Raw genomic sequence first — 26,447 nt, forward strand, 5'->3', positions numbered from 1 at the left:
AGGTGGCGGTCGGGACCAACCACCACGCTCTCCATGACAACATCTTCCCTCCGAGGCGCAAGCCCCTGATCTCAGGTGCCCGTCACGGCAAAAAGTCCGGCAGATCTCCCGATTGCATCCTCCGAGCAGATCTGACGTAAGTGGCCTACCCGCTTCCGGCGTTCAGGATCCGGTCGGCTCCAGCGCGTGGACCGCGGACTCATGCAACCGTGATGGACGTACGCCATGACCACACCGCCGGGAACAACATCATGTCACACGCTGTTCACTCGATGTCGCGTTCTCGTCGGACCTCGCGGACGATGCCGCCGGGCCCTGCCCCGACCGGCTGCTCCGTGGCCCAGCGTGACCTGGATCAGGCCGCGCCGTGCGTGGACGCTGACGTCCGAGCAGTGATCCGTACGATCAGGAGCTTGTGATGAAGGAAAAGGAAGTAGTCCTGCCCGACCTACGGGGAAAGCTTGCCGTGGTGACCGGGGCGAGCGACGGCGTCGGCCTCGGGCTGGCTGAACGGCTCGCCCGCGCCGGCGCCGAACTGGTGCTCCCGGTACGCAACGCGGCCAAAGGAACCAACGCTCTCGAGCGCATCAGTGCGCACGTGCCGGGAGCGCAGGTCTCCACTCGCGTCCTGGACCTGGCTTCGCTGGCGTCGGTCGAAAGCCTGGCCGACACGCTCAACAGGGAAGGGCGGCCGATCAACCTTCTGATCAACAACGCGGGAGTGATGGCGCCCCCTGTCCGGCACACCACGGAGGACGGTTACGAGCTGCAGTTCGGGACCAACCACCTCGGTCATTTCGCGCTCACCGCGCGTCTGCTGCCGTTGCTGCGTGTCGGTCAGGCTCGGGTGACCACCGCGACCAGCAGTGCCGCGCGCGGCGGCCGAATCAGCTGGGACGACCTGCAGAGCGAGGAGCGTTATTCGCCGGTGCGTGCGTATGGTCTGTCCAAGCTGGCCAACCTGCTGTTCGCGCGGGAGCTGGACCGTCTCAGCACAGCGGGCGGCTGGGGCATCATCAGCAACGCCGCCCATCCCGGTACGACACTGACCAATCTGTACGCCTCCGGGCCCAACCTCGGCCGTACGCGCCCGAGCCACTACGCGGCGGTGATGAAGCGGCTCGCACGCCTGGGCGTTCTCGTGCAGTCCGTCGACGCGGGGCTGCTCCCGTTGCTGTACGCGGCCACCAGCCCTCAGGCAAAGGGCGGACGTCTGTACGGCCCGGACGGCTGGGGCGAGTTCACCGGCAGTCCCAAGGAACTGACGGTCTACAAGTCGGCCGGGAGCGAGGCCGACGCAGCCCGGCTCTGGCAGGTCTCCGAGCGTCTCACCGGCGTCACGTTCGCGGCAGTCTGAGGGAGCCGGGCGGTCTCAGGGCCCCCATCGAACGACCGGGCCAGGGTCATGGAGGACGGAGCGGAACAGTTCAGGACGGGCAGACATGGGCGTGGCGGGAGATGCCGCGGGAGTTCGGTGCCTGGCCGACCGGGATCCCACCCCCAGGGAACATCGCAGCAGGAGGGGTTGCTCACTCGCAGGGGAGCGAGTCCAGGACCTTCTGCGCGCTCGCCAGGTCTCCGCTGTCGGCCGCCTCGTCGAGGGCGAGGACCTGACGAAGACAGGAACGGGCTCTCGGGCCTGCGCGGCGCAACGTCACGAAGCAGCGAGTGCCGTCCCGACGCGTCTCGATCGGCGCGAGCGCGCCGAGCGAGAAGCACGTCACACTCCCCGACCTGTCACAGGTCGCCGACCCGCCCGGTCAGTAGTGTGTATCCGCACTATTGCAAGGAGATCACACCATGGATGCGCGACTCGACTACTTCGGCAATGCGCTCGGGGCCAAGGTGCTGAAGCACATCAATTCCGCCACCAAGGTGGCGTCGGACTCGACGCTGCCGCACGCGACACAGGAGCTGGTGAAGATCCGCGCCAGCCAGATCAACGGCTGCGGCTTCTGCACCGACATGCACACCAAGGACGCCGCTCATGCGGGAGAGACCCAGCAGCGCCTGAACCTGGTGGCGGCCTGGCGGGAGGCCACGGTCTTCACCGACGCCGAGCGCGCCGCGCTCGAAGTCGCCGAGCAGGCCACCCGCATCGCCGACGCGGCCGGTGGCGTCACGGACGAGGCCTGGGCGAACGCCGCCAAGTACTACGACGAGGACCAGCTCGTCGCGCTCATCTCCCTCCTCGCCATCATCAACGCCTACAACCGCATCAACGTCCTCAACCAGCAGCCCGCCGGCGCCTACCAGCCCGGCCAGTTCGGCTGAGACACCGGCACCGACACCGGACATCTGCCGTCCGTCTCCGCGTCGCCCCGACCAACGACGGGGAGACGGACCTCCGGCCCCAGCCGGTCCGCTGTCGGCGACACTCTCCTCGGCCGCACCACTGACGTGCGCGCCGTGATTCTTTCCGTGCCTGCGGCCCCACCGCCACGGGGGGGCGGTGGGGCCGCAGGTCTTCGACGGCGGCGGTCCGCCCGGCGGAGAACACACTGTTTCGAGTGACCGCACACGGTGGGACGAGTTCCACTGTCACGAAGCCACCCGCGTGCATGCTGCGTAGTCCGACATCCGATGAACGTCGCGCGCACAGGGATGCGATGCCCAGCTTTCCGCCCCGCGCTTCCCGGACCGCGTCGCCATCGTCACAGGGGCGGGAACGGGCCTCGGCCGGACCTCCCCCGCCACGGTTTTCGCACCAGCACTGGAACTACCGACGAAAGCAGGTACGGTGACCGATTCGCCTCTCCCCCCTCTGCATCCGATGCCGGACGACTGGCAGCGCGCCCTTGCCGTGGTGGCCCATCCCGACGACCTCGAGTACGGATGCTCGGCCGCCGTCGCCTCCTGGATTCAGGACGGCCGCGACATCGCCTACGTCCTTGCCACGCGCGGGGAGGCCGGTATCGACACACTGGCGCCGGCCCAGGCCGGGGCGCTGCGGGAGGCGGAGCAACGTGCCGGTGCCGCGGCCGTCGGTGTCGGCACGGTGGAGTTCCTCGACCACCATGACGGTGTGATCGAGTACGGCCTCCCCCTGCGCCGCGACATCGCCGCCGCCATACGCCGTCACCGGCCTGATCTGCTGATCACCCTGAACCACCATGCGACCTGGGGTTCGGGTGCCTGGAACACCCCGGACCACGTAGCCGTGGGACGGGCCGTCCTCGACGCGGCGGCGGATGCCGGCAACCGCTGGATCTTTCCGGAACTGGCTGAACAGGGGCTGCGGCCCTGGAGCGGTGTCCGGTGGGTGGCCGTCGCCAATTCGCCTTTTCCCACTCACGCGCTGGCTGCGGACCGTGGCTTCGAGCAGGCGGTGCAGTCTCTGTTGCGGCACCACGCGTACATCGAGGCATTGACGGTCGAGGATCCCGAGACGTACGTACGCCGATTTCTGACCGACAGCACGCGTGCGCAGAGTGCGCGGTTCGACGGGCAACCAGCGGTCGTCTTCGAACTGTTCAACCGGTGACGGGGCCGGAGAAAAGCACGATCGCTTCTCCTGACCGGCCTCGGACGTCACAGACGTCCGCGATCCCCGGTCTTCTGCAGGAGAGCACACATGTACACGTAGACATCCATGACTGAGAGATGGTGAACATGTCGTACCCGGAACAGGTATATCGGGGAGACAGTGGTGAAGTCAGCGCTGTATTCCGTCCGGTGAACACGCCACCCGGTACCGGTGAGGCCGGAGAGGACGCCATTCACTACCTGGCGACCACAGAGACCACCCGAGGCGAGTTCGGGCTCTACCGAGTCGAGATGAAGGCGAAGGCGGGCGGGCCCAAGACCCACTTCCACAAGTCGATTTCGGAGTCCTTCTACATCCTCGACGGCACCGTCCGTCTTTTCGACGGCGCCCAGTGGATCGATGCGCACAAGGGCGACTTCCTGCATGTGCCGCAGGGCGGGCTGCACGCCTTCCGCAACGACTCCGACGCGCCGGCCGACATGCTGCTTCTCTTCACGCCGGGTGCGCCGCGTGAGGAGTACTTCGAGCAGGTGTCGCAACTGGCGGATGCCACGGACGAAGAGCGCGCCAGATTCTTCGACAAGCACGACTCGTATTTCGTGGAGCAGTGAAACAACGGGCGGTTGTCCTTCCCTTCCCGGTTCCGTGTTCAGCCCGGAGGTGGTGCGGCGCACGGTCGCGCAGGGGTGCGACAGAAGGGCTGCCGGCCCAGTCGTAGTCGGTGCACCGGGACCGTCGGGCCTGCTGGCCCGGCATCCGGTGCGCCACCGGCCCTCGCAGCTCTGAGAAGGGACATCCCCATGCCATACGATTCGCTGACCGTTCTGGATGCCGGCCCGTCGGACGGCGTCGATCCGGATCAATTCGTCAGGGCCGCCATGCAGTGGCACTTCGACCCTGCGACCGGTTCCCGGTACTGGCTCAGCCGGGCCGAACGGCTCGGCTTCGACCCCCGCACGGACGTCAAGGGGGTGGAGGACCTGACGCTCTTCCCCGACATCACGGACGAGCTCAGGGACGTGCGGGTGACCGATCTCGTCCCCCAGGGCTATGGAGCCCACGCCCGGCTGCTGAACGTCTTCGACAGCGGTGGAACGACCGGGGCACCCAAGCGTGTCGTCCAGCTCGACGACTGGATGCGGCACAGCACGACGCAGGTCGACAGCCGCCTCAGGGCACACGGCCTGCCCGTCAATGCCCTGTGGCTGACCGTGGCCCCCACCGGTCCGCACCTCGTGGGAGACGTACTGCAGCGGGCTGCCGCCAGGCTCGGTGGCCCCGGCCTGAGCGTCGACATGGACCCCCGGTGGGTGAAGAAGCTGGTCGCCGCCGGCCGGGTCGACGAGGTCGATGCGTACACCGACCATCTCGTCGATCAGTGCAGGCGCATCCTGCTCAGTCAGGACATCGGCGTCCTCGCGGCCACCACCCCGCTCCTGGAGCGGTTCGCGCGCGAGGACGACCTCCTCGAAGTGATCAACGCAAACGTCAAGGCGATCATCTGGGGTGGCACCCACATGGATCCCGACACACGGCACCTGCTGAGCACCGACGTCTTCCCCGACGTACCGGTCATCGGCATGTACGGCAACACCATGATGCTCACCGCACTCATGGAACGCGTCGGCCTGACGGCGTCGGAGCCCTGTGTGTTCGACCCCGTGTCCCCCTACGTCTTCCTCTCGGTCGTCGATCGCGGCACCGGAGAACGGGTGGAGGTCGGCGAGCGGGGCCAGGTGGTGGTCAGCCACGTCAGCAAGTCCATGCTGATCCCCAACAACGCGGAACGGGACACCGCGCTGCGGATACGCCCGGTCGCCGGCCAGGCAGGCGACGCCGTCGCGGATGTCGCTCCTGTTCGCACCGTCAAGGGCGAAGCCGTGATCGAGGGCGTCTACTGATGGCGGCCGATCGGACGACCGACTCGGTCCACCTGGACGCGCTGGGTCCCCGTGGGCCCTACCGGACGCGTGACCCGAGTGTGGTGAAGGACGTGTCCGGGGCGGAGGTGGCGCGTCTGAGTCTTGTTCCCCCGGTCTACGTCACGCGGGCGATGGCCGCCCTGCGGAAGGCCGAACCGGTGCCGGCGCGGGACCTCGATGCCCTGCTGGCGACGGCGGGCGACGCCTTCGCCTCCGGCACGATCGGCGGCCTGGGCGTGCTGGAGTACGAGCATCTCGTGAGCCGGACCTCGGGGACTCCCCTCACCGTGGTGCGCGCCGCCACGCAGGGCACGGCACGGTTCGTGAGGCAGGCCCGCTCGTCGGCCGAGCGGGGCAGGCCCCGGGGCACGGTCTCCGGTTGGCGGGATCCGGCCGTCCGTCAGGGGCATGCCGTCTGGGCGCGCCGGGGTGAGGTGTTCGCCGTCAACGCCTCCGGCAACCATCCCGGCGTGCACCGACTGTGGCTGGAGGCACTGGCGTTGGGCTACCGCGTTGCCGTACGCCCGTCCAGGCGTGAGCCGTTCACCCCGTACCGGCTCGTCGGGGCACTGCGTCAGGCCGGCGTCGGCGAAGACCGGCTGGTGCTGCTGCCCACCGACCACCGGGCCGCCGACACGATGGTGCGCGGCGCCGACCGCGCCGTGGTCTACGGCGGCGACGAGGTGGTCGCCCGCTACGCACACGACTCCCGGGTCCTGCCGCAGGGGCCGGGCCGGACGAAGATCCTCGTCACCGCGGACACGGACTGGCGTGACCATCTGGACACGATCGTCGGGTCCGTCGGTGACGAGGGGGGTACCGCGTGCGTCAACGCCACCGCCATCCTCGTCGAGGGCGATCCCGCGCCGGTCGCCGAGGCCGTCGCGGCACGCCTGTCCGTCCTGCCCAGCCTGCCGCCGCAGGACGAGCATGCGGTACTTCCGGTGTGCCCGCTGGACCGGGCACGCGCCCTCAGCTCCCATCTGGGGTGGGTGGCGGCGGGGACACGGACCTGGCTCGGCGGGAACGGCATCGTCGACGATCTGGGTGACGGCAGCGCCGTCCTTCGCCCGTCCGTCCACCAGGTCGACAGCGCCGACGCCGTACAGCTGCGGACCGAACTCCCCTTTCCCTGTGTGTGGGTGGCGCCCTGGAGCCGAACGGACGGCGTCGCTCCGTTGCGCGACACGCTCGTGTTGTCGGCACTGACACACGACGGCGCGCTGCTGGACGCCCTGCTCGCGGAACCCTCCATCGCCAATCTCCACATCGGGGACCACCCGACCTACTGGATGGCACCGGGCGTGCCCCACGACAGCTATCTGTCGGATTTCCTGATGCGCAGCAAGGCCGTCATCGGCTCCTTGTGACGCGGGACGAGCCGTCGAGCCAAGCCGGTGGCGCGGTCAGGGGGCGGTGGGCGGGCGGTGGGGGTCCCGCCCGCCCGCCGACGGCTGTGCCGCCCTGCCAGGCGAGGCACGATCCCGCACCGGCAGGCGCCGCCTCCTCAGCCGTCTTGACGCGCCCGGGTACCCGCAGGACGGCGATCCCTTCGGAGACCGTCTGGGCAAGCCGATCGCTTCCCGGCCGCCGCGGCCCGCGCCTCAGGCCCGGTGACGCGCGAACTGCCAAGGCCCTCCCCGGTGACCGGGGGGCACCTGGATGGCCCGCCCCGGCTCACCTGACCCGCGACGCCGCTGCGGCCGTGCACCCACCAGGCACTGTCACAGCACCAGGCGCCTGGAAACCGCTGCTCACTCGGAACGGTTCCCGCCGGCCCTCACGGCGCTCCCGCGCCCGCTCTGCCCGTTCGGGCCATGAGCAGGCCCGACCGGGGCGACGGACCATAGGAACCCGGCCGGGCGCACCGGCGAATTCACGCCCTCCTTCCACCTGCGGGGTGGGCAGTCGAATGACAGATGCTCGGGCTCGGCGTACAGGCCAGCCTGTCAATTAATCCGTTCCGGACGTTGCCCACCGCCGTCCGGGATGACGAGTGAGCATCGCGGCAACAAGCAGGAAGCAGGGGACGATTTGAACTCCGCACAGATGTCTTCCACCGAATCGATGGAGGAAGCCGTTTCCGTATTCATCGCATTCCGTCCACGGCTCTTCCGTATCGCACACCACATACTGGGAAGCGCGGCCGATGTCGAGGACGTCGTCCAGGACGCGTGGCTGCGCTGGCAGCACACCGACCGCACCCAGGTGCTGGATCCTCCGGCCTATCTGGCACAAATCACCGTTCGTCTGGCCCTCAACGTCGTCCAGTCCGCCCGTTCTCGTTATGAGAGCAGCGCCGGCCCCAGGCTGCCCGACATGGGCGACACCGGCCCGGACCTCCCTAGCAGGGCCGAGCGAGCGGAAGCACTGGACCAGGCCCTGGATCTCCTCCTCGAAAAGCTGAATCCCAGGGAACGGGCTGCCTACATTCTCCGCGTAGCCTTCGACTACCCCTACAGCGAGATCGCCGACAATCTTCAGCTCAGCCCGATCAACACCCGCCAGATCGTCAGTCGGGCCCGCAAGCGCCTGGTGGCGGAAGGACGCAAACCGGCGCGCACGGTGGAACACAAGCGACTCGTGAACGCGTTCGTCACCGCAGCGCAGTACGGCAATCTCACCGGCCTGGAAAATGTCCTGGCCTGCGACACCGACCGCGATCCGGCCGGAGACGGCCGGCGACGGCGCCGGCCGCCGCACTCCCTGACCCCTGCGCCGGGGCGCGCATGCGATGCCGGGCGCAGTGCCTGAGGACATCCGCCGCACCACTCCCACGGGCCTGCTGCCGCCGGCTGAACACGTGCTTGCGCCGTGCGGTCCGGGCAGGGCACGTCCATGGCGCGGGCTCCCACGCCTGGCGGGGCATACCTGTTCACTGGACCGCACGATGGAGGCGGGCAGCTCCCGTCGGCACCGGCTCCGTCGTCGATGGCTCGATGCCGGCATATCTGCCGACGAACGCGTCGAGGGCGGGGTGGCAATAGGAGCCACCCCGCCCTCACGAGTTGCCGGTCGGTCAGTGGACCGTCCGCGCGGCTTCCTCGATGATGTGGGCGACGTCGTTGGGGCGGGAGACGCTCACGGCGTGCGATGCGCGGACTTCGACCGTGTGCGCGTGGGCGCGCTCGGCCATGAACTTCTGGACCTCCGGCGGGATGTTGAGGTCCTGGGTGGCCACGAGGCACCACGCCGGAATGGTCTTCCAGGCGGGCTCGGAGGCACCTTCCTGCAGAGCGGAGTTGGTCACCGGCCGCTGTGTGACCGCCATGAGGTCGGTGGTGTCCTTCGGGACATCGGCGGCGAACTGGTGGTGGAACTTGGCCTGTTCGATGTAGAGGTCGGCATCCTGGGAACCGTCGGGCAGGGTGATCGGGACCGGGCGCAGGGCCTCGCCGAGTGTGCTGCCGGGGAACTTGCCGGACAGCTCGATCGCGCTCTCCCCCTTGTCGGGCAGGAAGGCGGCGATGTACACCAGTGCCTTGACGTTCTCGGTACCGGTGGCGGCGTTGCTGATGACCGATCCGCCGTAGGAGTGGCCGGCGAGCACGACGGGCCCGTCGATGCCCGCCAGAAGGTCCTTGAGATAGGCGGCGTCGCTGCTCAGCCCGCGCAGCGGGTTGGCCGCGGCCACCACCGGGTAGCCGTCCCGCTTGAGCCGCTTCACGACGCCGTTCCAGCTGGTGGAGTCGGCGAACGCGCCGTGGACGAGGACCACCGTCGGCTTGGGGCCGGACGAGGATGGTCCCTTGCCGGCGGATGCCGGAGCGACCGACACGGCCAGCAGCGCACCGGCGACACCCACCGTGGCCATCAGGGACAGCGGCGTACGGGCACGCCGGAGGAACGAAGGTCGTTTCATGTCAGGGCCTTTCGAGGCGAATTGATACAGCCGGGTCCACAAGGACGGAACGGCAGAGGTTGTGCGGCAGCACGCTGTCGCGTCTCGAGTCAGGTGGGGACGCGCCGCCCGTGGGCGCGGTCGGGGGTGCGGCGCGGTTGGCGCGTTCCGTGTGACTCGTCCTGTTCCGGTGGTCGGACGCGTGTGTCGGAGCGGCGGGCGCAGGGGTTGTGCGCAGCGCGACGCCCCGCCGGCCCGATCTCAGTCGGGCCGGTTCTGTCTCAGTCGGTGTGCAGGGCGCTGCGCAGGGTGGTGATGGCCTGGTGCATCGCGGCTGTGGCCGCGTTCGTGGGCCGGATGGGGTTGAGCATCATGAAGTCGTGCAGGGTGCCGTTGTAGCGGATGCTGGTGGTCGGGACGCCGGCTTCGGTGAGCTTGCGGGCGTATGCCTCGCCCTCGTCGCGCAGGACGTCGTTCTCGTCGACGAGGACGAGCGCGGGCGGCAGACCTGCCAGGTCCTGCAGACCGGCCCGAAGCGGCGACGCGGTGATCTCGGCCCGCTGGGCCGGGTCCGTGGTGTAGCAGTCCCAGAACCAGGCCATGGCCTTCGCGGTGAGGTACGGGCCGTCGGCGAACTCCCGGTAGCTCGCGGTGTCCTGGGCCGCGTCCGTGACGGGGTAGTACAGCGACTGGTGCACGAAGGACACATCACCGCGCTCCTTGGCCATCAAGGTCAGCGCCGCCGTCATGTTGCCGCCCACCGAATCACCGGCCACGGCCAGACGGGACACGTCCAGCCCTTCCTCGGCACCGTGCTCCGTGATCCACCGGGCGGTCGCGTACGCCTGCTCGATGGCCACCGGGTACCTGGCCTCCGGGGAGCGGTCGTACTCGACGAACACCACCGCCGTGTCCGCACCGACCGCCAGCTCACACACCAGACGGTCGTGGGTACCCGCGTTCCCGATCACCCAGCCACCGCCATGGACGTACAGCACGACCGGCAGCACACCCCGGGTACCGGCGGGCTTGACGATCCGCACCGCCACCTCACCGACCTCCGCCGGCACCGTGACCCACTTCTCCCACACCTCGGGCTTCTCGACAGGCGCCGCCTGCAGATCATCGAGGACCTTCCGGGCGCCCTCCGGACCCAACTCGTACAAGAACGGCGGACTCGCCGTCGCCTGCGCGAGCTCCCGAGCCGCAGACTCAAGTACTGGCTTGTTCACGACTTCGTTCTCCTCAGGGGTAGCAATCCCACATGAAGCTTTCACCCTTATGACCAGTCATCGACCAAAGATGTGACATGTGGTGATCGATCACTGGGGGATCGTGACCGCGAACCGCCGCTGTGCTCCTGGGGCAGGATTCCCGAACTGCCGACGCCCTTATGACCGGCCGGGCCCGAAGATGTGACATGCCACGACGGATGGTCGTCCTCTCACGGGTATGGTGGCAGTGGTGTGTCCCGGTCGGCGGTGACGTCACACAATGTTTCGGCCCGGACAAGACCATCTGTCACCCGCACGACCCACGTTGCACGCGGGCAGGGTGCAGCGTCGCATTGCCCCGCCTGTCACGTGTGGCGGACGGTGTTCGGCGCACATCCTCAACGACGTTGCCGCTTCCGCAGGGATCACGCCACCATGAGTCACTCACCCTATGCAGACAGTGCCTGGTACCGGCCGATGCTCGCCCGCCACTCCGGCGAGGATCACCGCACCGCCACCGCGCTGGAGTTGTTCTTCGATCTCTGTTTCGTTGCCGCCGTTGCTCAGGCAGCCTCAGCCTTCGAGCACGAGTTCGCCGCGGGGCACCTGGGTCGCGCACTACTCGGCTATGCGCTCGTGTTCTTCGCGATCTGGTGGGCCTGGATGAACTTCACCTGGTTCGCCTCCGCCTACGACACCGACGACGTCCCGTACCGGCTGCTCACCCTGGTCCAGATCTGCGGGGCTCTCGTCCTGGCCGCCGGCACCGCACAGGCGCTCACGCACGGGAATTTCACGATCATGACCTGGGGCTATGTCGTCATGCGGCTGGCCATGGTCACTCAATGGCTGCGTGCCGCACACACGGACCGGGAACGCCGCGCTTCCTGCCTGCGCTACGCCCAGGGCATCTTCGTCCTGCAGTTGGGCTGGCTGGCCCGCCTGGCCCTGCCCGACGAGGGTGGTGTCGCATCGTTCGGCATCCTTGCCCTCGGCGAACTCGCGGTGCCCGTGTGGGCCGAGCGTGCGGCCGGTACCACGTGGCACCCGCACCACATAGCCGAGCGCTACGGCCTTTTCACACTGATCGTGCTCGGGGAGTCCATCACGGCTGCCACACTTGCCGTCCGGACCGCGCTGGACACCGACGCGGAACTCGGGTCCGTCCTCGTGATCGCGCTGGGTGGGTTGCTCACTGTCTTCGCCCTGTGGTGGCTCTACTTCACCCAGGACGCACCACGCCGACTCAGCAACCAGACCACGGCGATGCTGTGGGGATACGGCCACTACGCCGTCTTCAGCGCCGCGGCTGCCGTCGGCGCAGGCCTCGCCCTCAACGTCGGCCACGCCACCGGCCACGGCCCGCTCACCGATCACCAGGCGGCAGCCTCCTACACAGTGCCCGTCGCCGTCTTCATAGCCTGCGTATGGCTTCTGCACCGGCGGGCAGCGCAGTTGCCCACCCTGGCCAATGTCCTCCATCCGGTCGCTGCGCTCGCCGTCCTCGCCACCACGTTCACCCCGATTCCCGTACTCGGCACCGGTGTCATCGCGGGGCTCCTGATCGGTGCGACTCTCACCGTGGTCCGACGCGCGGAGGTCAGAGCCCCACTGCCCGCCTGACGCGCTCGGTCGCGCCGCCCGGTGCCGTCGAGAAACGCGTGGACATTCAGGGCAGCGCTGACCGCGCCGGCATGGGACGATCCATCGGTGATGCGACTCGTGAACCGCGACCGCTCGCTCGAGGAGCTCGAGCGCGACCGTTGGCCGGCCCCGTCGGGCGATGCAACCCGGCTTGTGATGACCGCGCATGAGCTGCGGCGTAAGCCGATCGGCGAGCTGACCGTCGAGGATCTGCGGCTGCTGATCAGGCAGAACGAGGGCCTTACCCACCTCCTGCCGCTGGCGCTGGAGGTCCTGCGGTCGGACCCGATGGCGGAAGGCCACATGTATGAGGGCGATCTGCTGGCGGCCGTACTCACCAGGAGTTCAGAGGTCTGGAGCACATCTGCCGAACTCGGTCGTGAGCTTCGTCTGATCGTCTCGGAGCTCAGTGATCCGGCGCCGGACCTGAAGCAAGAGGTGGACCGGTTCCTGGCTCTGTAAGCCGTCGGCAACGCCTCCTTGCAGGTGTCCGGGTGCCACACGGCAGAAGGATCCCCTCCTGTCCACGGCCTCGGCTCGAACCCGTTGCGTTTCCGAAGAAACAGTGGCAAGAATGGATGAGACACAGCTTCATTGTTCATCGTCCCAAGAATCGCCGAAGCGCATTCGCCGGCAAGCCTGGAAGCCACAGGTGCTCAGCCTGGTCCAGGCCGAGCATGCTCCTGCATATGATGTCCCGGGGACCCGTCCCGGCGTTCGGCTCGAGTGACATCGCAGGTGAGCCAGGCGGGAACGCGACACGAAAGGTTGAGGACGAGAGGAACACATGGTCTCCGCAGCCCGCACGGCACATCACATCGAGATCACCACCGAGAGCCTTCAAGAGGACCTGGCCCGCCTGGAAGTCCAAAGGCAGGCGCTGGAAAGGGAACTGACCGCGGTCGTCGCCCATCTCGGTTCCGTCCAGCGCGCCCTCGGTGCCCTCCAGGCGCTGATGTCCGAGACGGGTGACACGGTGTCGTCCGACATCACCGGCACCGCAGAGGCCGACCACGGCACGGCTCCCTCACCCGCGCAACCCCACGCGGAGACACTGCCCCCGGACCGGGCGGACGCCACAGCCGCGCCCGTACACCGGACCCGGCGGCCGGAGCGCCGGCCCGAGACCCAGAAGCCCGCTCCCCCGGCCGCCCGCTCCGGCGCGACAACCGATTCCCGGACCGCCACCGACGGGGACACGAACTACGGCAGACTGACCGAGCAGATCCTGGAGTACTTCGCCGGAGTCGGCAACGTCGACGTGCGCGCCCGCGACGTCGCGGCGGTTCTCGGCCGCGACACCGACAGCGGCAGCATCAACACCGTCAGAAGCACCCTGGACCGCCTGGTCGGCGCCTCCCGAATCCGCCGAACCGGACGAGGCCTCTACCGCGCCAAGAAGTCCTGAGGATCCGCCGCAACGAGACGGTGCCACAAGCAGACGAACAACCCGGCACTGACCACGCACGCGCGCCCTGCGCATCGGGCCGACAAACGTTCCTGGTGCGCGGGGCGGCTCTCAATGCGCTCCAGGCTGCCACGGCCCCAGCGTCTCCTGCCCGCGCTTCTGCGCGGCGAGGTGCCCCACATATGCCGTCCTGCCCGCTGACCGTGGTGTCGCCGCGAGGATTCGGGCTTTATCCCCCGCCGGCGTCGGCCCAGCGGGGAAACAGCCCAGGCGCCACCTACGGGGGACAGGAGGACAAACCCGGAACACGACACCTGAGCGGCTCTGGTCGCAGGTGCCAACACGTTCGAGCATGCTCCACGGAAGCCGTGTCCGACGCGACGCCCACAACGATGTGATCAGCGTACCAGGGCCCACGACGATTCCACACTTTCCCCAGCAAGCGATGCCACTGTGTGTACGGACGCTCGACATCCCCGGCGCCTCCCGACAGGCGCTGCCCCACCTCGCCGCCCCACGACCCGGCACTCGGCCGGCGCCAACGACCAGCGACTTTGCGCTACGCATGCCGGAATTTCCTTCCGGCGGACTCCGCGCGGGGCGATGAAGGAAGGCGCAGACCGCCGGCGCATGCCGCCCGTCATGTTGCGTAACAGTGTGATGACATGCCCCCCAGCGCGCCTTGATCGCCGTCGACCTCCTGACGCAACATCTGGGAAGTGTGAGCGCTCCGTATCAACCTCCCGTTCTTCCGTACCCCGCCGAAGGCCCTGCGTCTCCCCTGTCCCCCGGCACTCACACGATCGTCGTCCAGCACGGGTCCTCCCACGTCGAACAGCGCTATGGACTTCTGTGCCGCAGTGGCCGGGTTCCTCTCAGCACAGCGCGAGGACGCGCCGTCAGCTGGAAGGGCAAGCGGGCAGTGCACCCCGGGGCGACTCGAGCACGCACGGAAGCCGTCGACGGGCGCAGCTTGCTGCCAACGGCGGAGTGCGGGCAAGAACACGGTTCGGTCCACCTGTAGCGACCGGCAGCGCCTCGACACCCGTGGTGGTGGTGTCGAGGTCGGATGCGGGGGCCGGCAGGGCGGAGCCGATCTTCCATCCACCCCTTGTGCCCGGCCGCACTGTTGACGGCACGCCAGTGGGCGGCGTCCGGCGCGGCAGGCCACTGGCGGCCGGGCGTCGACGCCACGTGGTCAGCAAAGCCGTCCGGACCTGCGTCGAGGGCGGGCGACCGTGCCATCGGCGCGCTCCACCTCCTCGGAGCGTCACAGATCACACCGTCTTTAATTGACATCTCATATACCAATTAACAATCATGAGGTTGTGAGGTCACGCGGTACCTCACCAACGGCCCGACCCGGGCCGAACAGGATCGGATCGCCCTCACAGGCAGGCCGATTCGGGCATCGCAGCGGCATCGAGAGGAGCGTCTCACCCGCCCGGATGACGTCACCCACCCTCTGCGTACGCGCACCAGCCCTCGTCAATAAATTGGCATTTCCCATGCAAGATAGGGGTCAACATGCTCTCCTCCCAGTCGGCACCCGTAGTCCGTGCCACGCTCCCTGCCGTTGGTGCCAACCTCGGCACCATCTCAGAGGTGTTCTACCGGAACATGTTCGAGGAGCGGCCGGAACTGCTGCGCAACCTGTTCAACCGCGCGAATCAAGCCAACGGCACTCAGCGTGAAGCCCTTGCCGGTGCCGTCGCGGCCTTCGCCACCATGCTGGTCGAACACCCCGGCGAACGTCCCGACGCCATCCTCGGCCGCATTGCCCACAAGCATGTTTCGCTGGGCATCACGTCCGACCAGTACACCCTCGTCGGGCGCCACCTGCTGGGTGCCGTCGGGGACGTCCTCGGCGACGCCGTGACCGCGGCCGTGGCCGCGGCGTGGGACGAGGTGTACTGGCTGATGGCCAACGCCCTCATCGCCATGGAGGCCCGGCTGTACGCCGAGGCCGGAGTCACGGACGGCGCCGTCTGGCGTGACATGGAGATCGCCGAGCGCACCGAAGAATCCCCCGACACCGCCTCGTTCGTCCTGCGCCGCCCCGACGGCCTGCCCACCGACCCGTTCCTCCCGGGGCAGTACGTCAGCGTCCAGGCCGAACTCCCCGACGGGGGCAAGCAGATACGCCAGTACAGCCTTTCCACGGCCCCTGGCCGCGACACATGGCGTATCACCGTCAAGCGAGAGCGCTCAGCCGACGGACAGGTCCCCGAGGGGGAGGTGTCGTCCTGGCTGCACGCCCATGCCCACCCCGGCCAGGTCCTGAAGGTCTCCCTGCCCGTCGGCGACCTCGTTCTTCCGCAGGGCGACAGCCCCCTGCTGTTCGCCTCCGCCGGCATCGGCGTCACACCGATGCTCTCCATGCTGGATCACCTCGCCGACGAGTCCCCCGACCGCCCTGTCGTGGTCGCCCACGCCGACCGCTCCCCCGCCCACCACGCGCACCGTCTGGAGCTGGCCGGACTGATCGGTCGCCTGCCCAACTCGTCGTTGCACCTGTGGTACGAGGGTGGGGCAGGGGAGCCGGACCAGCCCCAGACACATGTGTACGAAGGCTGGGCAGACGTGAAAGGTCTGTCCCTTCCGGCAAACCTCACCGCCTTCCTGTGCGGCCCCTTGCCCTTCATGCAGGCCGTCCGCGGTGACCTGCTCTCTCAGGGACTCAGCCCCGCGATGATTCACTACGAGGTCTTCGGCCCCGATCTCTGGCTCAGCAAGTAGCACTGCCGTCCCGGAGGCGGGCTCGGCAGCAACCCGCCTCCACCTGAGCTGCCCCCGCGCAGCCCGCCTCGGCCACGGCTGCTCTCGTCCTCGCTGCAGACCTCGCAGGGGCACGATCGGCGCGGCCGTCCCACGGGATGCGACCCACCGGGACTCATTCGTCACCGGGCCCGGTCGCGAGCACCCGCGCCGCCCCGGACCGGCCTGGATGGCCCACGATGGCGACCCGCTCCACGTCCTGCAGAAGATCGCCGAACCTGGTTCGATCACCACGAGCCGGCGCGCTACGTCCCCCCGACCGCATGTCGCTCCACCTCCCGGGTGAGTCGCTCAGCACCCGCCTGGCCATCCGCCGGTCGTCACGCGAGGTGCCCGCGGGGGGGTGACCTCACGGCCAGGCATCGCCGGTGTATTGCGGCGGCCGGAGTCCCCCGCGAGGGCTCTTGTCGACCGCGTCCCCAAAAACTCCCCGGACATGCGGAAAGGACCGCATCCAATCTCTCGGATGCGGTCCTTCACCTGCGACTCTTACGAGTCGGGACGACAGGATTTGAACCTGCGACCCCTTGACCCCCAGTCAAGTGCGCTACCAAGCTGCGCCACGTCCCGTTGTCTGCTCGTCTGACCTGGGCTTTCCCCCTGGCCGAACGCGCATGAGAACAATACCGCACTCGAGCGGGTGCTCACGAACCACTTGTGATCGTTGACCTCGACCATGCTCGAGGTCGATCACTGCCGTCCGCGCCCTGCGCAACCGACACACCGGCCTGCTGGTGCGGCGAGCAACCGGCTGAGGGGCTCGATGACGGGCGACGAGAAGCACGGTCCCGCTGCCACCTCGCTCCTCGGTGCACTCCGGGTGCCGTACAGCCGTGTACGGCGCGTCACACCCGGCACTGTCGACGATCGGGATTCGAGGCGGTCGGCTGATCGACCGAGACCGTGAACGGACGCGATCACGAGGCGCTGCACACAGAGCTTGCGGCGCACCATCCGGGGCGGCCGCGGTCACCCGCGTGACCGCCCACGGACCGGCTTCCCTCCTCGGCGACACCGCCGCCCCGGCCAGGGAACGATGGGGATCCGCCCCTCATGGACACTGTGCGTGACCTATCCGTCACCACCGGATCGCGCTGCTGGACGACGATTCCTGGCCGGCCGGGATCAGCCGGGACGGTCTCGTCTGCGCCACGCGCCCATCCGGACCTCGTCTCCCATGCCGGGGCATCCGGGAGCGGCCGCTGATCGGCGCGGGGGCCAGACCGGCCCTGACCGGCCTGCGGCCGATCGGTACAGGGGCGCCGGGGGTGGGATTCGGTGCTCGGGGGCGTTGTCCCGGGCGACCGGCGACCGGGGCTTGCTGTGTCCTCAACCGCCGGACGGGCTGTGTGCGGCCCGTCCGGCGGAAGTGGATCACGTGCGCACGGGGCCTACGGGTGGATCAGGACCTGGGAGAGGGCTACCCGACCTGTCCCAGACACGGCGATCTTCACCGTACGGGTCCTGCTGTCCAGGTTCAGCACGGTCGGGCGCAGCGCCTTGCCGCTCACATGGACGGTGCCGTCGTCCGTGATGACGTCGAAGTCCGCCGTCGTGGATGACGAGTTGTTCCAGATCTCGATCTCTCGGACCCGCTGCGTGGCGCCCAGGTCGACCTGCCACCAGGCGCCCGCCTCGGACAGCGTGCGGGTGTCCGTGTTGGTGTCGGCGTCGAGGGCGAGCACGGGAGCCGCGGCACCCTCGGTGGAGGACTGGGTCGCTGTGCCCGTGCGTGCCAGGTCGGTGCGCAGCTGCTCGACCGGGCCGCCGTGGGCGCCGGCCCGTGCGGCGACGGCGAGGGCTTCGGCCGGCAGCCTGTCCAGGCCGGTGTGGTTGTCCGTCATCACGGATCCGGTCCCGGCGAGCGCGGGCGCGGCGGTGTCGGTCCAGTTGGCACGGGCCGTGTTCTGGATGCCGTAGTCCGCCCAGTTGGAGACCCACTTGTAGCCGATGCGGGTGATCACGTTGTTCTCGACGGTGATGTGCGAGGACTGCTCGTCGAGGTAGATGCCGTTGCCGTCCCGTTCGGTGTTGCCGAAGGCGGAACGGTTGATGTAGTTGCCGGAGACGACCGTGCCGGGCTGGGCGCCCTGGGTGTAGATCGCGCCGCCGTCGTGCTGCTGCTGGGCGACCTCCATGACGTTCGTGATCCGGTTGCCGGTCACCTTGTTGTCGCGCAGCACTGACTGCCGGGCTTCGGGCTGGTTCCAGCCCCAGCCGACCGAGATGCCGGAGTACGGAAGGTGGTCGAGGCTGTTGTGATCAACCGTCAGCTCCGCCTCGTAACCGGCCCAGATACCGACCGAGTCGGTGTACTCGACGCCGGAGCGGGTGATCGTGTTGTACGCGATCATGTTCCGCTCCCCCGCGAGCGACGCGTCGGGCTGCGGTTCGGTGTCGCCCACGTAGACCGCGCCCGAGGACAGGTCGGTGAACGTAGAGCGGGTCAGGGAGCTGTCCTTGGTGCCCGCCTCGAGTATCGCGCCCGCTCCGCCGAGGTGGCTGAACCGGGCGTTCTCGATGGAGATGTGCTGCCCGCCGCGGACGGTGACCGCGGCGGACGGCTTGGTGTAGAAGCGGCCCGCGTGGTCGACGGGCCCGGTGGCGCCGGTCAGGGTGAGACCGGCCTGCATGCCCGCGTAGCCCTCGTCGGTGTCGGGCTGGCGATACGCCGCATACGCGAAGCCGATCCCGCTGACGGTGACGTCGTGGGCACCGTCGACGACGAGCAGCTGTTCGGTGTGCGGAGTGAGGGCCTGCGCACGGCGCATGTTCTCGCCCTCGCGCGGCAGGTAGGTGACGGTGCGCTCCCCCGAGTTCCAGACGAACTCACCCGGCTGATCAAGCAGTTCGGGGGCGTTCTCGAAGAAGGCGACGCCGCTGTATCGGGTGGAGTCGACCGCCGTGGTGTCCCACGCGGGTCCGGTGCGGTTGGTGCCGCCCGCGGAGTTGGTCCAGCAGGGCTGGGCGAAGGTGAGGAGGTCGCCGCTGACGCCGGCGATCCGGCAGTGGTAGTTGCGCCAGCGGACCCGGACGACGGCCTCGGCGTCGGTGGGCCGCTGCCAGGCGGCGATGCCGGTGGACGTCGCCCCGGTCATGCCGGTCCTGGTGGCGTCGCAGACGCTCGCCGCGCAGGATGTGCCGCGGGCGCGGGTTGCGCGCCTGCCGTCGACGAAGAGCTGGCGTGGGGTGACCCCGGCCGGGACGGCGGCGGTCCAGGTACCGTCGGCGTTCTGCGCCCAGCCGGTGATGTTCCGGCTGCCGGAGAGGACCGGCCGGGCGCCCGGAGCAGCGGTCCAGGTGACGGGGTGCCCGTCCGTCCCGGAGTCCTCGGCGCCGAGTCGCAGGGGTGCGTCGAGGTGGTACGTACCGCCCTTGAGCAGGACGCGGATGTCACGGCCGGTGTCGGTGCGGGCGCGGTCGCGGGCGCCTTCCAAGGAACACGGGCGCGCGACCGTACAGGTGGTGCCGTGGCCGTCCGGTGCCGCGTACAAGGTGCGTGCGCCGGGTGCGGCCTGTGCGCTCGGAGCGGCGACAAGGGCAGCCAGGGCAGCCGCGGCGACGGCGGCAGCGGTTCTCCGTAGAACGTTCATCGGCTGGTTCACGCTGTGGCCTTCCAGTCGGGGTGACCGGGCATGGGCGGGTTGACGGCGCCGAAGAGCCAGTCGCGCAGGAACGCGTCGAGGGACGTATCGCCGGTGACCTGGACGGTATGGGCGATGAACTCCTCGCTGGTGTAGGTGGAGTCCTTGAAGCGCTTCACCCACTCCCGCATGACCTTGTCGAACGTCGGCTGGCCGATCTGCAGGGTCAGGGCGTACAGGACGAGCGCGCCGCCGTCGTAGATGTTGGTTCCGCCGAGCGCCTTGGGCAGTCCGGGCGGGCCGTCGGCGGCGCGGACCTTGTCGAGCTTCTCGTACGTGGTCTTCATCTTGTCCGCGAAGACCGACCAGCCGCGCTCCTCGCCGTACAGTCCGGCGTAGTACACCGCTGGCCCTTCGTTGAGCCAGGCCTGCTGCCAGTTGTCGGGGGTGACCGAGTCGCCGAACCACTGGTGGGTGAGCTCGTGGACCATGGTCGTCTCGTAGCCCGGCTGGCCGTTGGCGTTGAGCTTGAACCAGTTGGTGGAGAAGAGGGAAAGAGTCTGGTTCTCCAGGGCGTCGGTGTACCCGTCGTAGATGTGGAGGCCGTAGACGGAGAACGGGTAGCGGCCGAACTTCGCCTCCAGCCAGGCCAGATGGTCGGCGGTACGGGCGACGATCGGGCCGTACTTGTCCTCCTGACCCTGCGGGACGATGTGCCGCAGAGGAAGTCCGCGGTGGCTGGTGCCGTACAGGTAGGTGCCCTTGACGACGGCGATGCCAATGAGTTCAGTCGCCATCCGCTCGCGCAGGGCGAAGTGCCAGACCGTGGAGCCGTCGGCGCGCGGGGTCCTGTCGAGCAGTTCGCCGTTGGCGGTGGCGACGTAGCCCTGTGGCGCGCTGATGTGGAAGGTCCAGGTGGCCTTGTCGGACGGGGTGTCGTTGCAGGGCAGGAAGGTGTCGGCCCGGGAGGACTGGGCGGCCGAGGCGAAGCCGCCGTCGGTGCCGAACTTCCATCCGGTGAGGCCGAGTCGGGGCGCCTTGCCGTTGCCGTGGTAGCGGATCTCCACGGTGAACGCCTGCCTGTCGTGCAGCGGGCGGTCCGGGGTGACGGTGAGTTCCTGGCCGCTCTTGCCGGCCGAGAGCACCCACTGTGCGGTGCGGCCCGCGACGGTGACGGCGTCGATGGTGTGGCCGTCGGTGTCGAGGTTGAACGTGGACAGATCCTGGGTGGCCTTGGCGTGGATCTTCACGACGGCGGTGAAGTCGTAGGTCACCGGGGTGAAGTCAAAGGTCAGGTCGTAGTGGACGACCTGGTAACCGCCGTTGCCGAGGGTCGGGAAGAGCGGGTCACCGACGCCGTCGGAGCCGGGGGCCGGGTCGAATCCACGGCTGCCGGCAAAGGCCGGCGAGCCGAGGACGGGTACGGCGACGGCTGCCACGACGGCCGCGCCGCCGAGCCTCAGTGCGGAGCGTCTGCTGGTGGGAGCGGTCATCACTTCTTGCCCTTCTGGACGGCCTCTTCGAATTCGCCTCGGGCCTGCTCGCCGCCCTGGGCCAGGTAGTCCTTGACGAGCTGGTCGTAGGCCGACATCGGCTTGCGGCCGGCGATGATGTCCTTCAGGGCGTCCCCCCTCAACGTGGCGAGGCTGCCGGAGCCCTTGGAGTCCCAGGTGGGCGAGGAGTACTGAAGGGTCGGGTCCGGCTCGATCATCGGGATCATCTTGGTGAACGCCTCGTGGACGTGGCGCACGCCCTGCTCGGAATCGGCGCTGAAGATCGCCGGCACAGCGGAGGCGGCGAACTTCCACGGAACGGTGACGTCCTGGGCACCCTGCTTGGTCAGGGCCGGGTTGCCCTTGTCGTCGCGGGTGAAGTCGGTTCCCTCGACGCCGTAGTTGATCAGTGTGTACTCCTCGCTGCCGAACGGCGAGGCGGCGAAGTCGGCAAAGGCGAGGATCTGCTTGACGCGGTCGCCGGACGCCTTCTTGATGTGCGTGTTCTGCAGGGCGACGTTGTCCATCCACGTGACGGCGTCCTTGCCGACCGGGACGAACGGGCGCGGGTCGTACGCCGTGTCGATCGCCTTCATCGTGGCGACATAGCCGGTGCCGGGTGCGAGGTAGCCCGGCATCCCGTCGTAGACGTACGCTCCCTTGCCGTTCTTGAACATGTCCGTGTACTGGGCCTTCTGCGCCCCGGACATCTGGAGGGTGCCCGGGTAGTAGCAGCCCGCCTTGTACAGGTCCCGGGCGATCTCGATGGCCTGCCGGTACTCGGGAGTCTCCAGGTTCGAGGTGAACTTGCCCGTCTCAGCGTCGAGCCGCCAGCTGCTCGGCGCGCCCGCGGACATGGCGAGCATCGTGGTGGCACCCGCGATGATCGCGTACTGGTCCTGCTTGGGGCGGGTCAGTTCCTTGCAGAGCTCGACGAACCTGTCCAGGTCGGTGATCTGGTCGAGACTGCTGACACCGACCTCCTCGAACAGATCGTGGCGGTAGAAGCCGGCGCCGCCGGTGCCGGTGCGGGCGATCGGCAGACCGTACAGCTTCCCGCCGAAGATGGCGCCCTGCCAGGCGCCCTTCGGGATCGCGGCCAGGTTCGGGTAGTCCTTGATCCTGTCCCCGGCGAGGAACGGGGTGAGGTCGGCGCACTTGGCCTGGAGGAAGGCCGCCTTGTTGTCGACACCTCCGGACTCCGGGTACATGAAGACATCCGGCAGGCTGTCGCTGGCCACCATCGTGGAGAACTTGGTGCCGTAGTCGTCGGCCGGGACGGCGGTGATGTCCACCTGGCCGCCGAGGAGCTTCTCGATCTGCTGCCAAGCGGCGTTCTTGCCACGCGCGGGCGGCGGCGGGGCGAACGTCTCCATGGCCGCGCTGATCGGCTTCGCACCCTTGAGCGGAGCGCCCTTCGTGGCCCGCAGCGGCTTGGCCGGGTAGCTGAAGAAGCCCTGCGGGACTCCGGCGGCGGTGCCCTGGAGGTCGGGCTCGAGGCCGATGTTGCGGACGGCGGTGTTCGGCAGCAGGGAGGCGCTCTTGGCCTCCGCCTTGGCGGCCGTGCCTCCGTCGCCGCAGGCGGCGAGCAACGGGGCGGCGACCAGACCGAGACCGACGCCCGCACCCATGCGGAACAGTGACCTGCGGTTGATGGGGGTGGAGCTCGACACCTGGAATCTCCTTGGGAACGAAGGGAACGGAGGTGCGGGGGGTGGAGGTCAGCCCTTGATGGCGCCGGTGAGCACGCCCTTGGTGAAGTAGCGCTGGAGGAACGGGTAGACGGAGAGGATCGGTACGACGGCGATCACCAGGACCGCCATCTGGACGGCCTGCTGCGGGGCGAGCACCTCACCGGCGGAAGCGGCGTTCAGGCTCTGCCCCTGGAGTACGTAGGTGCGCAGCACCATGGGCAGCGGCCACTTGTCGGAGTCACCCAGGTAAAGCAGCGAGTTGAAGAAGGCGTTCCAGTACGTCACTGCGTAGAAGAGGCTGATGACGGCGAGGACGGCCTTGGAGAGCGGCAGAACGATCCGTACGAGGATGCGGAAGTCGCCGGCCCCGTCGACCTTCGCCGCGTCGTACAGCTCCTCGGGCAGGTTCATGAAGAACGACCGCAGGACGACCAGGTTGAAGGCGCTGACCAGGGACGGCAGGACGAGCGCAGCGTAGGTGTCGTACAGCCCGAGTCCCTTGACCAGAAGGAAGTTGGGGATGATGCCCGCGTGGAACAGCATGGTGAACAGGGCGGTCATCAGGATGAGGCGCGATCCGGTGACCTCCCGGCGGGACAGTCCGTACGCCATGCCGACGGTGACGAGCAGGCTGGCGAGCGTGCCGAACACCGTGATGCCGAGACTGACCACGAGCGCGCGGGTGACGACTCCGCCGGTGAAGATGGTGCGGTAGGCGTCGACGGTGGGGTGTTCGGGCCACAGGACCAGCCCCGAGCTGCGGATGATGTCGGTCTGCGAGGCGAAGCTCGTACCGATCACTCCGAGCAGCGGGTAGGCGACGGCGGCGACCACGACGACGACCGCGAGGGCCTTGGCACCCTGGCCGACCCGGGTCGGCCTCTCCATCCACGGCGGCCGGCCGTCGGACTGCTTCCCGGTACGCGTGGTCCTCTTCGCCGGCACCGTGGGTACGGATGCGGCGGGCGGATTCTCAACGGTCAGCACCGCGGTACACCCCTTCGTGGCCGAGGCGGTGGGCGAACTTGTTCGCGCCCAGGACGAGTGCGGTGCCGATGACCGCCTTGACGAGTCCGACGGCGGCGGCGACGCCCCAGTCGTTGTCCTTGATGCCGTGGTAGTAGACGTACGTGTCGAGAACCTCGCCTGCGTCCGGGCCGACCGCGTCGCGCTGGAGCAGGATCTGCTCGAAGCCGACGGAGAGGATCTGCCCGAGGTTCAGGATCAGCAGGAGGATCAGGACAGGTGCGAGGCCGGGCAGGGTGACGTGCCAGAAGCGACGCCGGGGCCCCGCGCCGTCTATCGCGGCGGCCTCGTACAAGCCCCTGTCGATGCCGAGCAGCGCCGCGAGGATGATGATCGTGCCCCAGCCGGCGTCCTTCCAGGCCACCTGGAGGGTTAGCAGCCAGGGGAAGGCGTCGGGGTCGCTCATCATGTCGTAGCGCGGCAGCCCCATGCCGCCGAGGACATCGGGCAACAGCCCGGCGCCGCCCAGGATCTGCTGGAAGATCGAGACGATGATGACCCAGCCGATGAAGTGCGGCAGATAGACGACGCTCTGCACGAAGCGCCGGATCCGGTCGTTGGCGATGCTGTTGAGCAGCAGGGCCAGGGCGATCGGAACGGGGAAGAAGAACACCAGCTGGATGACCGCGATCTCGAGGGTGTTGAACGTCGCGGACCAGAAGGCGGGCTCACCGAACGCCGTGGTGAAGTTGGCGAATCCCACCCAGACGCTGTGCATGTAGCCGAGGTACGGCTGGTAGTCCTGGAACGCCACGACATAGCCGAGCAGTGGCACGTAGTGGAAGACGACGAAGTACAGCAGGCCCGGCAGGGTCAGCAGCAGCATGACCCGGTCCCGCTTGAGCCGCTGCCGGAGGGTCAGCCTGTTCTGCTGGGGCAGGAGACCGGCCGGGGCGGAGGACGGCGACGGCGCTCCGGCCCTCTGTTGCCGTTTCGACCTCGCCCGGGGCAGCGGTGGTGCTGTTTCAGCCATGGTGCGTCCTGTTCGGCGGGTGGCGCATGGTGAGCTTCTGCGGCGGCAAGTTAGTAAGCGGTTAACCTCACCGTCAAGAGATCTGGAGCTACGGCTGGGTTACACGGGTCCCGCACAGTGAAATCCCTTGGGATGAACCGTCAAAAACGGGCGAATACATGGCAGTTGACCAAGTGGATCGCTTGACGGCTGACCGCCACCCTCCCTAGCGTGCCGTCAATCCACAGAACACGCTTACTGTCCGGAGGCAGGGTGCGAACCACCGAAGAGGCACCGGCTCATGCCGGTACCGGCCGCGCGGAGACGCCTCCCAGGCGGCCGCGCACGGTCCTGGTCATGAGCCCCGGACTGCTCGACGACGTATTCCCGCCGTCCGTGCGGGCCCGGCTGGAGGAGTCCGCCGAACTCCTCACCCCGGCCGCGATCAGCGAGTTCGAGTCGCCGGAAGCGGGCGTGGCGCTCGCCTCGGCGGAGGTCATGCTCACCGGCTGGGGCTGCCCACCCCTCGACGCGGCCCTGCTGGACCGGGCGCCCGGGCTGCGCGCCGTGATCCATGCGGCCGGCACGGTGAAAACATTTCTGTCGCCGACCGCGTTCGACCGCGGCATCGTCGTCTCCTCCGCCGCGGCGGCCAACGCCCTACCAGTGGCCGAGTACACCCTGGCCGCGATCATCATGGGTGCGAAGCGGGTGTTCCCGCTGGCCGACCAGTTCCGCACCCGGCGGACCCACCGCACCGGCGCCGACCTGGACCGCCAGCACTGGCTCGGTACGCACGGACTGACCATCGGTGTCATCGGCGCCTCCCGCATCGGCCGCCGGGTCATCGAACTCCTGCGGATCCTCGATGCCGAGGTGCTGCTCTACGACCCGTACGTCGGGGCCGACGAGGCGGAACGGCTCGGGGTGACCCGGACCGATCTGGACACCTTGGTGGCGACCAGCGACGTGGTCACCGTGCACGCCCCGGACACACCCGAGACCCGCCGGCTGCTCGACGCACGCAGGATCGCCCTGATGCGCCCCGGCACCCTGCTCGTCAACACCGCACGCGGCTCCTTGGTGGACACCCAGGCACTGACAGGGCACCTGGTCAGCGGGCGACTGGACGCAGTTCTCGACGTGACCTCGCCCGAACCCCTGCCGGACGGACACCCCTTGTGGGACCTGCCGAACGTCTTCCTCACCCCGCATCTGGCGGGCGCCCAGGGCAATGAGGTGGGGCGGCTCGGAGCCCTCGCCGTCGACGAGCTGGTGCGGTACGCGCAAGGTGCACCGTTCGCCCACCCGGTCCACCGGGCCGATCTGGGGAGGATCGCATGAACCACGCCCCGGCACAGGCTCTAGTCTCGACGTCACACAACAGTCACGAGGGGGTGGGCC

20 protein-coding genes, 1 tRNA gene and 1 pseudogene are annotated in these 26,447 nt (G+C 68.6%); 13 read left to right on the top strand and 9 right to left on the bottom strand.

Translation table 11 applies throughout. The features are described from left to right. Nucleotides 1-418: 418 nt before the first annotated feature. The gene (locus LRD69_RS29755; protein WP_277329943.1) at nt 419-1,357 is read left to right on the top strand and encodes an SDR family oxidoreductase; all 939 of its coding nucleotides are present in this window, start codon (nt 419-421) and stop codon (nt 1,355-1,357) included. Between the two features lie 172 nt (nt 1,358-1,529). Here LRD69_RS29755 and LRD69_RS29760 read toward each other — a convergent pair whose 3' ends face one another. Continuing rightward, nucleotides 1,530-1,724 (bottom strand): hypothetical protein, encoded by a 195-nt coding sequence (locus LRD69_RS29760; RefSeq protein ID WP_277329944.1) that lies wholly within the window; start codon nt 1,722-1,724, stop codon nt 1,530-1,532. Between the two features lie 76 nt (nt 1,725-1,800). On the opposite strand from LRD69_RS29760, the gene LRD69_RS29765 reads away from it, so the two are divergent. The 6 genes from LRD69_RS29765 to LRD69_RS29790 all read left to right on the top strand — a co-directional run bounded on the left by LRD69_RS29765 (nt 1,801) and on the right by LRD69_RS29790 (nt 8,163). After that, on the top strand, nt 1,801-2,274 hold the full coding sequence (locus LRD69_RS29765; RefSeq protein ID WP_277329945.1) for a carboxymuconolactone decarboxylase family protein: 474 nt from the start codon (nt 1,801-1,803) through the stop codon (nt 2,272-2,274). A gap of 466 nt (nt 2,275-2,740) precedes the next feature. Next, a complete protein-coding gene (locus LRD69_RS29770; RefSeq protein WP_277329946.1) occupies nt 2,741-3,484 on the top strand; it encodes a PIG-L deacetylase family protein in 744 nt (247 codons plus the stop codon). Nucleotides 3,485-3,606: 122 nt separating this feature from the next. After that, the gene (locus tag LRD69_RS29775) at nt 3,607-4,098 is read left to right on the top strand and encodes a cupin domain-containing protein (protein ID WP_277330167.1); all 492 of its coding nucleotides are present in this window, start codon (nt 3,607-3,609) and stop codon (nt 4,096-4,098) included. A 189-nt stretch (nt 4,099-4,287) separates the two neighbouring features. After that, nucleotides 4,288-5,388 (top strand): phenazine antibiotic biosynthesis protein, encoded by a 1,101-nt coding sequence (locus tag LRD69_RS29780; protein WP_277329947.1) that lies wholly within the window; start codon nt 4,288-4,290, stop codon nt 5,386-5,388. Continuing rightward, nucleotides 5,388-6,779, top strand: coding sequence for an aldehyde dehydrogenase family protein (locus LRD69_RS29785; RefSeq protein WP_277329948.1), 1,392 nt, complete (start codon nt 5,388-5,390; stop codon nt 6,777-6,779). The genes LRD69_RS29780 and LRD69_RS29785 overlap by 1 nt, the downstream gene beginning before the upstream one ends. A 619-nt stretch (nt 6,780-7,398) precedes the next feature. Beyond that, nucleotides 7,399-8,163: a sigma-70 family RNA polymerase sigma factor gene (locus LRD69_RS29790; protein ID WP_277329949.1), complete on the top strand. Its 765-nt coding sequence runs from the start codon at nt 7,399-7,401 to the stop codon at nt 8,161-8,163. A 265-nt stretch (nt 8,164-8,428) separates the two neighbouring features. Here the strand turns inward: LRD69_RS29790 and LRD69_RS29795 are convergent, their stop codons facing one another. Both LRD69_RS29795 and LRD69_RS29800 read right to left on the bottom strand, forming a co-directional pair. After that, entirely contained in the window at nt 8,429-9,271 is an 843-nt protein-coding gene (locus LRD69_RS29795; RefSeq protein ID WP_277329950.1) for an alpha/beta hydrolase, read from the bottom strand. Between the two features lie 260 nt (nt 9,272-9,531). Further along, a complete protein-coding gene (locus tag LRD69_RS29800) occupies nt 9,532-10,482 on the bottom strand; it encodes an alpha/beta hydrolase (protein ID WP_277329951.1) in 951 nt (316 codons plus the stop codon). Between the two features lie 417 nt (nt 10,483-10,899). On the opposite strand from LRD69_RS29800, the gene LRD69_RS29805 reads away from it, so the two are divergent. From LRD69_RS29805 to LRD69_RS29820, 4 genes are all read left to right on the top strand, one after another. Beyond that, nucleotides 10,900-12,087 (top strand): low temperature requirement protein A, encoded by a 1,188-nt coding sequence (locus LRD69_RS29805; protein ID WP_277329952.1) that lies wholly within the window; start codon nt 10,900-10,902, stop codon nt 12,085-12,087. A 90-nt stretch (nt 12,088-12,177) separates the two neighbouring features. Beyond that, nucleotides 12,178-12,570, top strand: a complete 393-nt coding sequence (locus tag LRD69_RS29810; protein ID WP_277330168.1) for a contact-dependent growth inhibition system immunity protein — start codon at nt 12,178-12,180, stop codon at nt 12,568-12,570. Nucleotides 12,571-12,895: 325 nt separating this feature from the next. Next, nucleotides 12,896-13,516: a hypothetical protein gene (locus tag LRD69_RS29815; protein WP_277329953.1), complete on the top strand. Its 621-nt coding sequence runs from the start codon at nt 12,896-12,898 to the stop codon at nt 13,514-13,516. A gap of 1,527 nt (nt 13,517-15,043) precedes the next feature. Further along, entirely contained in the window at nt 15,044-16,255 is a 1,212-nt protein-coding gene (locus LRD69_RS29820) for a globin domain-containing protein (RefSeq protein ID WP_277329954.1), read from the top strand. A gap of 535 nt (nt 16,256-16,790) precedes the next feature. Here LRD69_RS29820 and LRD69_RS29825 read toward each other — a convergent pair. Beyond that, nucleotides 16,791-16,864: transfer RNA gene (locus LRD69_RS29825), tRNA-Pro, on the bottom strand. A gap of 193 nt (nt 16,865-17,057) precedes the next feature. Between LRD69_RS29825 and LRD69_RS29830 the strand changes: the two are divergent. Beyond that, nucleotides 17,058-17,159, top strand: a pseudogene (locus LRD69_RS29830) (transketolase); the annotation flags it as partial. 526 nt (nt 17,160-17,685) lie between these two features. Here LRD69_RS29830 and LRD69_RS29835 read toward each other — a convergent pair. The 5 genes from LRD69_RS29835 to LRD69_RS29855 form a co-directional block, all read right to left on the bottom strand. Further along, nucleotides 17,686-19,899, bottom strand: a complete 2,214-nt coding sequence (locus tag LRD69_RS29835) for a right-handed parallel beta-helix repeat-containing protein (protein ID WP_277329955.1) — start codon at nt 19,897-19,899, stop codon at nt 17,686-17,688. After that, nucleotides 19,896-21,371, bottom strand: a complete 1,476-nt coding sequence (locus LRD69_RS29840; RefSeq protein WP_277329956.1) for a M1 family metallopeptidase — start codon at nt 21,369-21,371, stop codon at nt 19,896-19,898. Before LRD69_RS29840 ends, LRD69_RS29835 begins: the two co-directional genes overlap by 4 nt. Beyond that, nucleotides 21,371-23,044, bottom strand: coding sequence for an extracellular solute-binding protein (locus LRD69_RS29845; RefSeq protein WP_277329957.1), 1,674 nt, complete (start codon nt 23,042-23,044; stop codon nt 21,371-21,373). The genes LRD69_RS29840 and LRD69_RS29845 overlap by 1 nt, the downstream gene beginning before the upstream one ends. A 48-nt stretch (nt 23,045-23,092) precedes the next feature. Further along, nucleotides 23,093-23,953, bottom strand: a complete 861-nt coding sequence (locus LRD69_RS29850; RefSeq protein WP_277330169.1) for a carbohydrate ABC transporter permease — start codon at nt 23,951-23,953, stop codon at nt 23,093-23,095. A gap of 85 nt (nt 23,954-24,038) precedes the next feature. Continuing rightward, complete coding sequence (locus tag LRD69_RS29855; protein ID WP_277329958.1) at nt 24,039-25,064, bottom strand: ABC transporter permease subunit; 1,026 nt, start codon at nt 25,062-25,064, stop codon at nt 24,039-24,041. A gap of 336 nt (nt 25,065-25,400) precedes the next feature. Between LRD69_RS29855 and LRD69_RS29860 the strand changes: the two genes are divergently transcribed. Further along, nucleotides 25,401-26,387, top strand: coding sequence for a hydroxyacid dehydrogenase (locus LRD69_RS29860; protein ID WP_277329959.1), 987 nt, complete (start codon nt 25,401-25,403; stop codon nt 26,385-26,387). Nucleotides 26,388-26,447: the final 60 nt, after the last annotated feature.

The sequence above is a fragment of the Streptomyces sp. JH14 genome (assembly GCF_029428675.1).
Classification (GTDB): domain Bacteria; phylum Actinomycetota; class Actinomycetes; order Streptomycetales; family Streptomycetaceae; genus Streptomyces.

Coding starts and splice junctions, on each gene's coding strand:
- LRD69_RS29840 (WP_277329956.1), bottom strand. CDS start 21,371: ATGACCGCTCCCACCAGCAGACGCTCCGCACTGAGGCTCGGCGGCGCG.
- LRD69_RS29860 (WP_277329959.1), top strand. CDS start 25,401: ATGAGCCCCGGACTGCTCGACGACGTATTCCCGCCGTCCGTGCGGGCC.
- LRD69_RS29755 (WP_277329943.1), top strand. CDS start 419: ATGAAGGAAAAGGAAGTAGTCCTGCCCGACCTACGGGGAAAGCTTGCC.
- LRD69_RS29810 (WP_277330168.1), top strand. CDS start 12,178: ATGCGACTCGTGAACCGCGACCGCTCGCTCGAGGAGCTCGAGCGCGAC.
- LRD69_RS29850 (WP_277330169.1), bottom strand. CDS start 23,953: ATGGAGAGGCCGACCCGGGTCGGCCAGGGTGCCAAGGCCCTCGCGGTC.
- LRD69_RS29780 (WP_277329947.1), top strand. CDS start 4,288: ATGCCATACGATTCGCTGACCGTTCTGGATGCCGGCCCGTCGGACGGC.
- LRD69_RS29820 (WP_277329954.1), top strand. CDS start 15,044: ATGCTCTCCTCCCAGTCGGCACCCGTAGTCCGTGCCACGCTCCCTGCC.
- LRD69_RS29795 (WP_277329950.1), bottom strand. CDS start 9,271: ATGAAACGACCTTCGTTCCTCCGGCGTGCCCGTACGCCGCTGTCCCTG.
- LRD69_RS29765 (WP_277329945.1), top strand. CDS start 1,801: ATGGATGCGCGACTCGACTACTTCGGCAATGCGCTCGGGGCCAAGGTG.
- LRD69_RS29815 (WP_277329953.1), top strand. CDS start 12,896: ATGGTCTCCGCAGCCCGCACGGCACATCACATCGAGATCACCACCGAG.
- LRD69_RS29785 (WP_277329948.1), top strand. CDS start 5,388: ATGGCGGCCGATCGGACGACCGACTCGGTCCACCTGGACGCGCTGGGT.
- LRD69_RS29805 (WP_277329952.1), top strand. CDS start 10,900: ATGAGTCACTCACCCTATGCAGACAGTGCCTGGTACCGGCCGATGCTC.
- LRD69_RS29855 (WP_277329958.1), bottom strand. CDS start 25,064: ATGGCTGAAACAGCACCACCGCTGCCCCGGGCGAGGTCGAAACGGCAA.
- LRD69_RS29790 (WP_277329949.1), top strand. CDS start 7,399: ATGACGAGTGAGCATCGCGGCAACAAGCAGGAAGCAGGGGACGATTTG.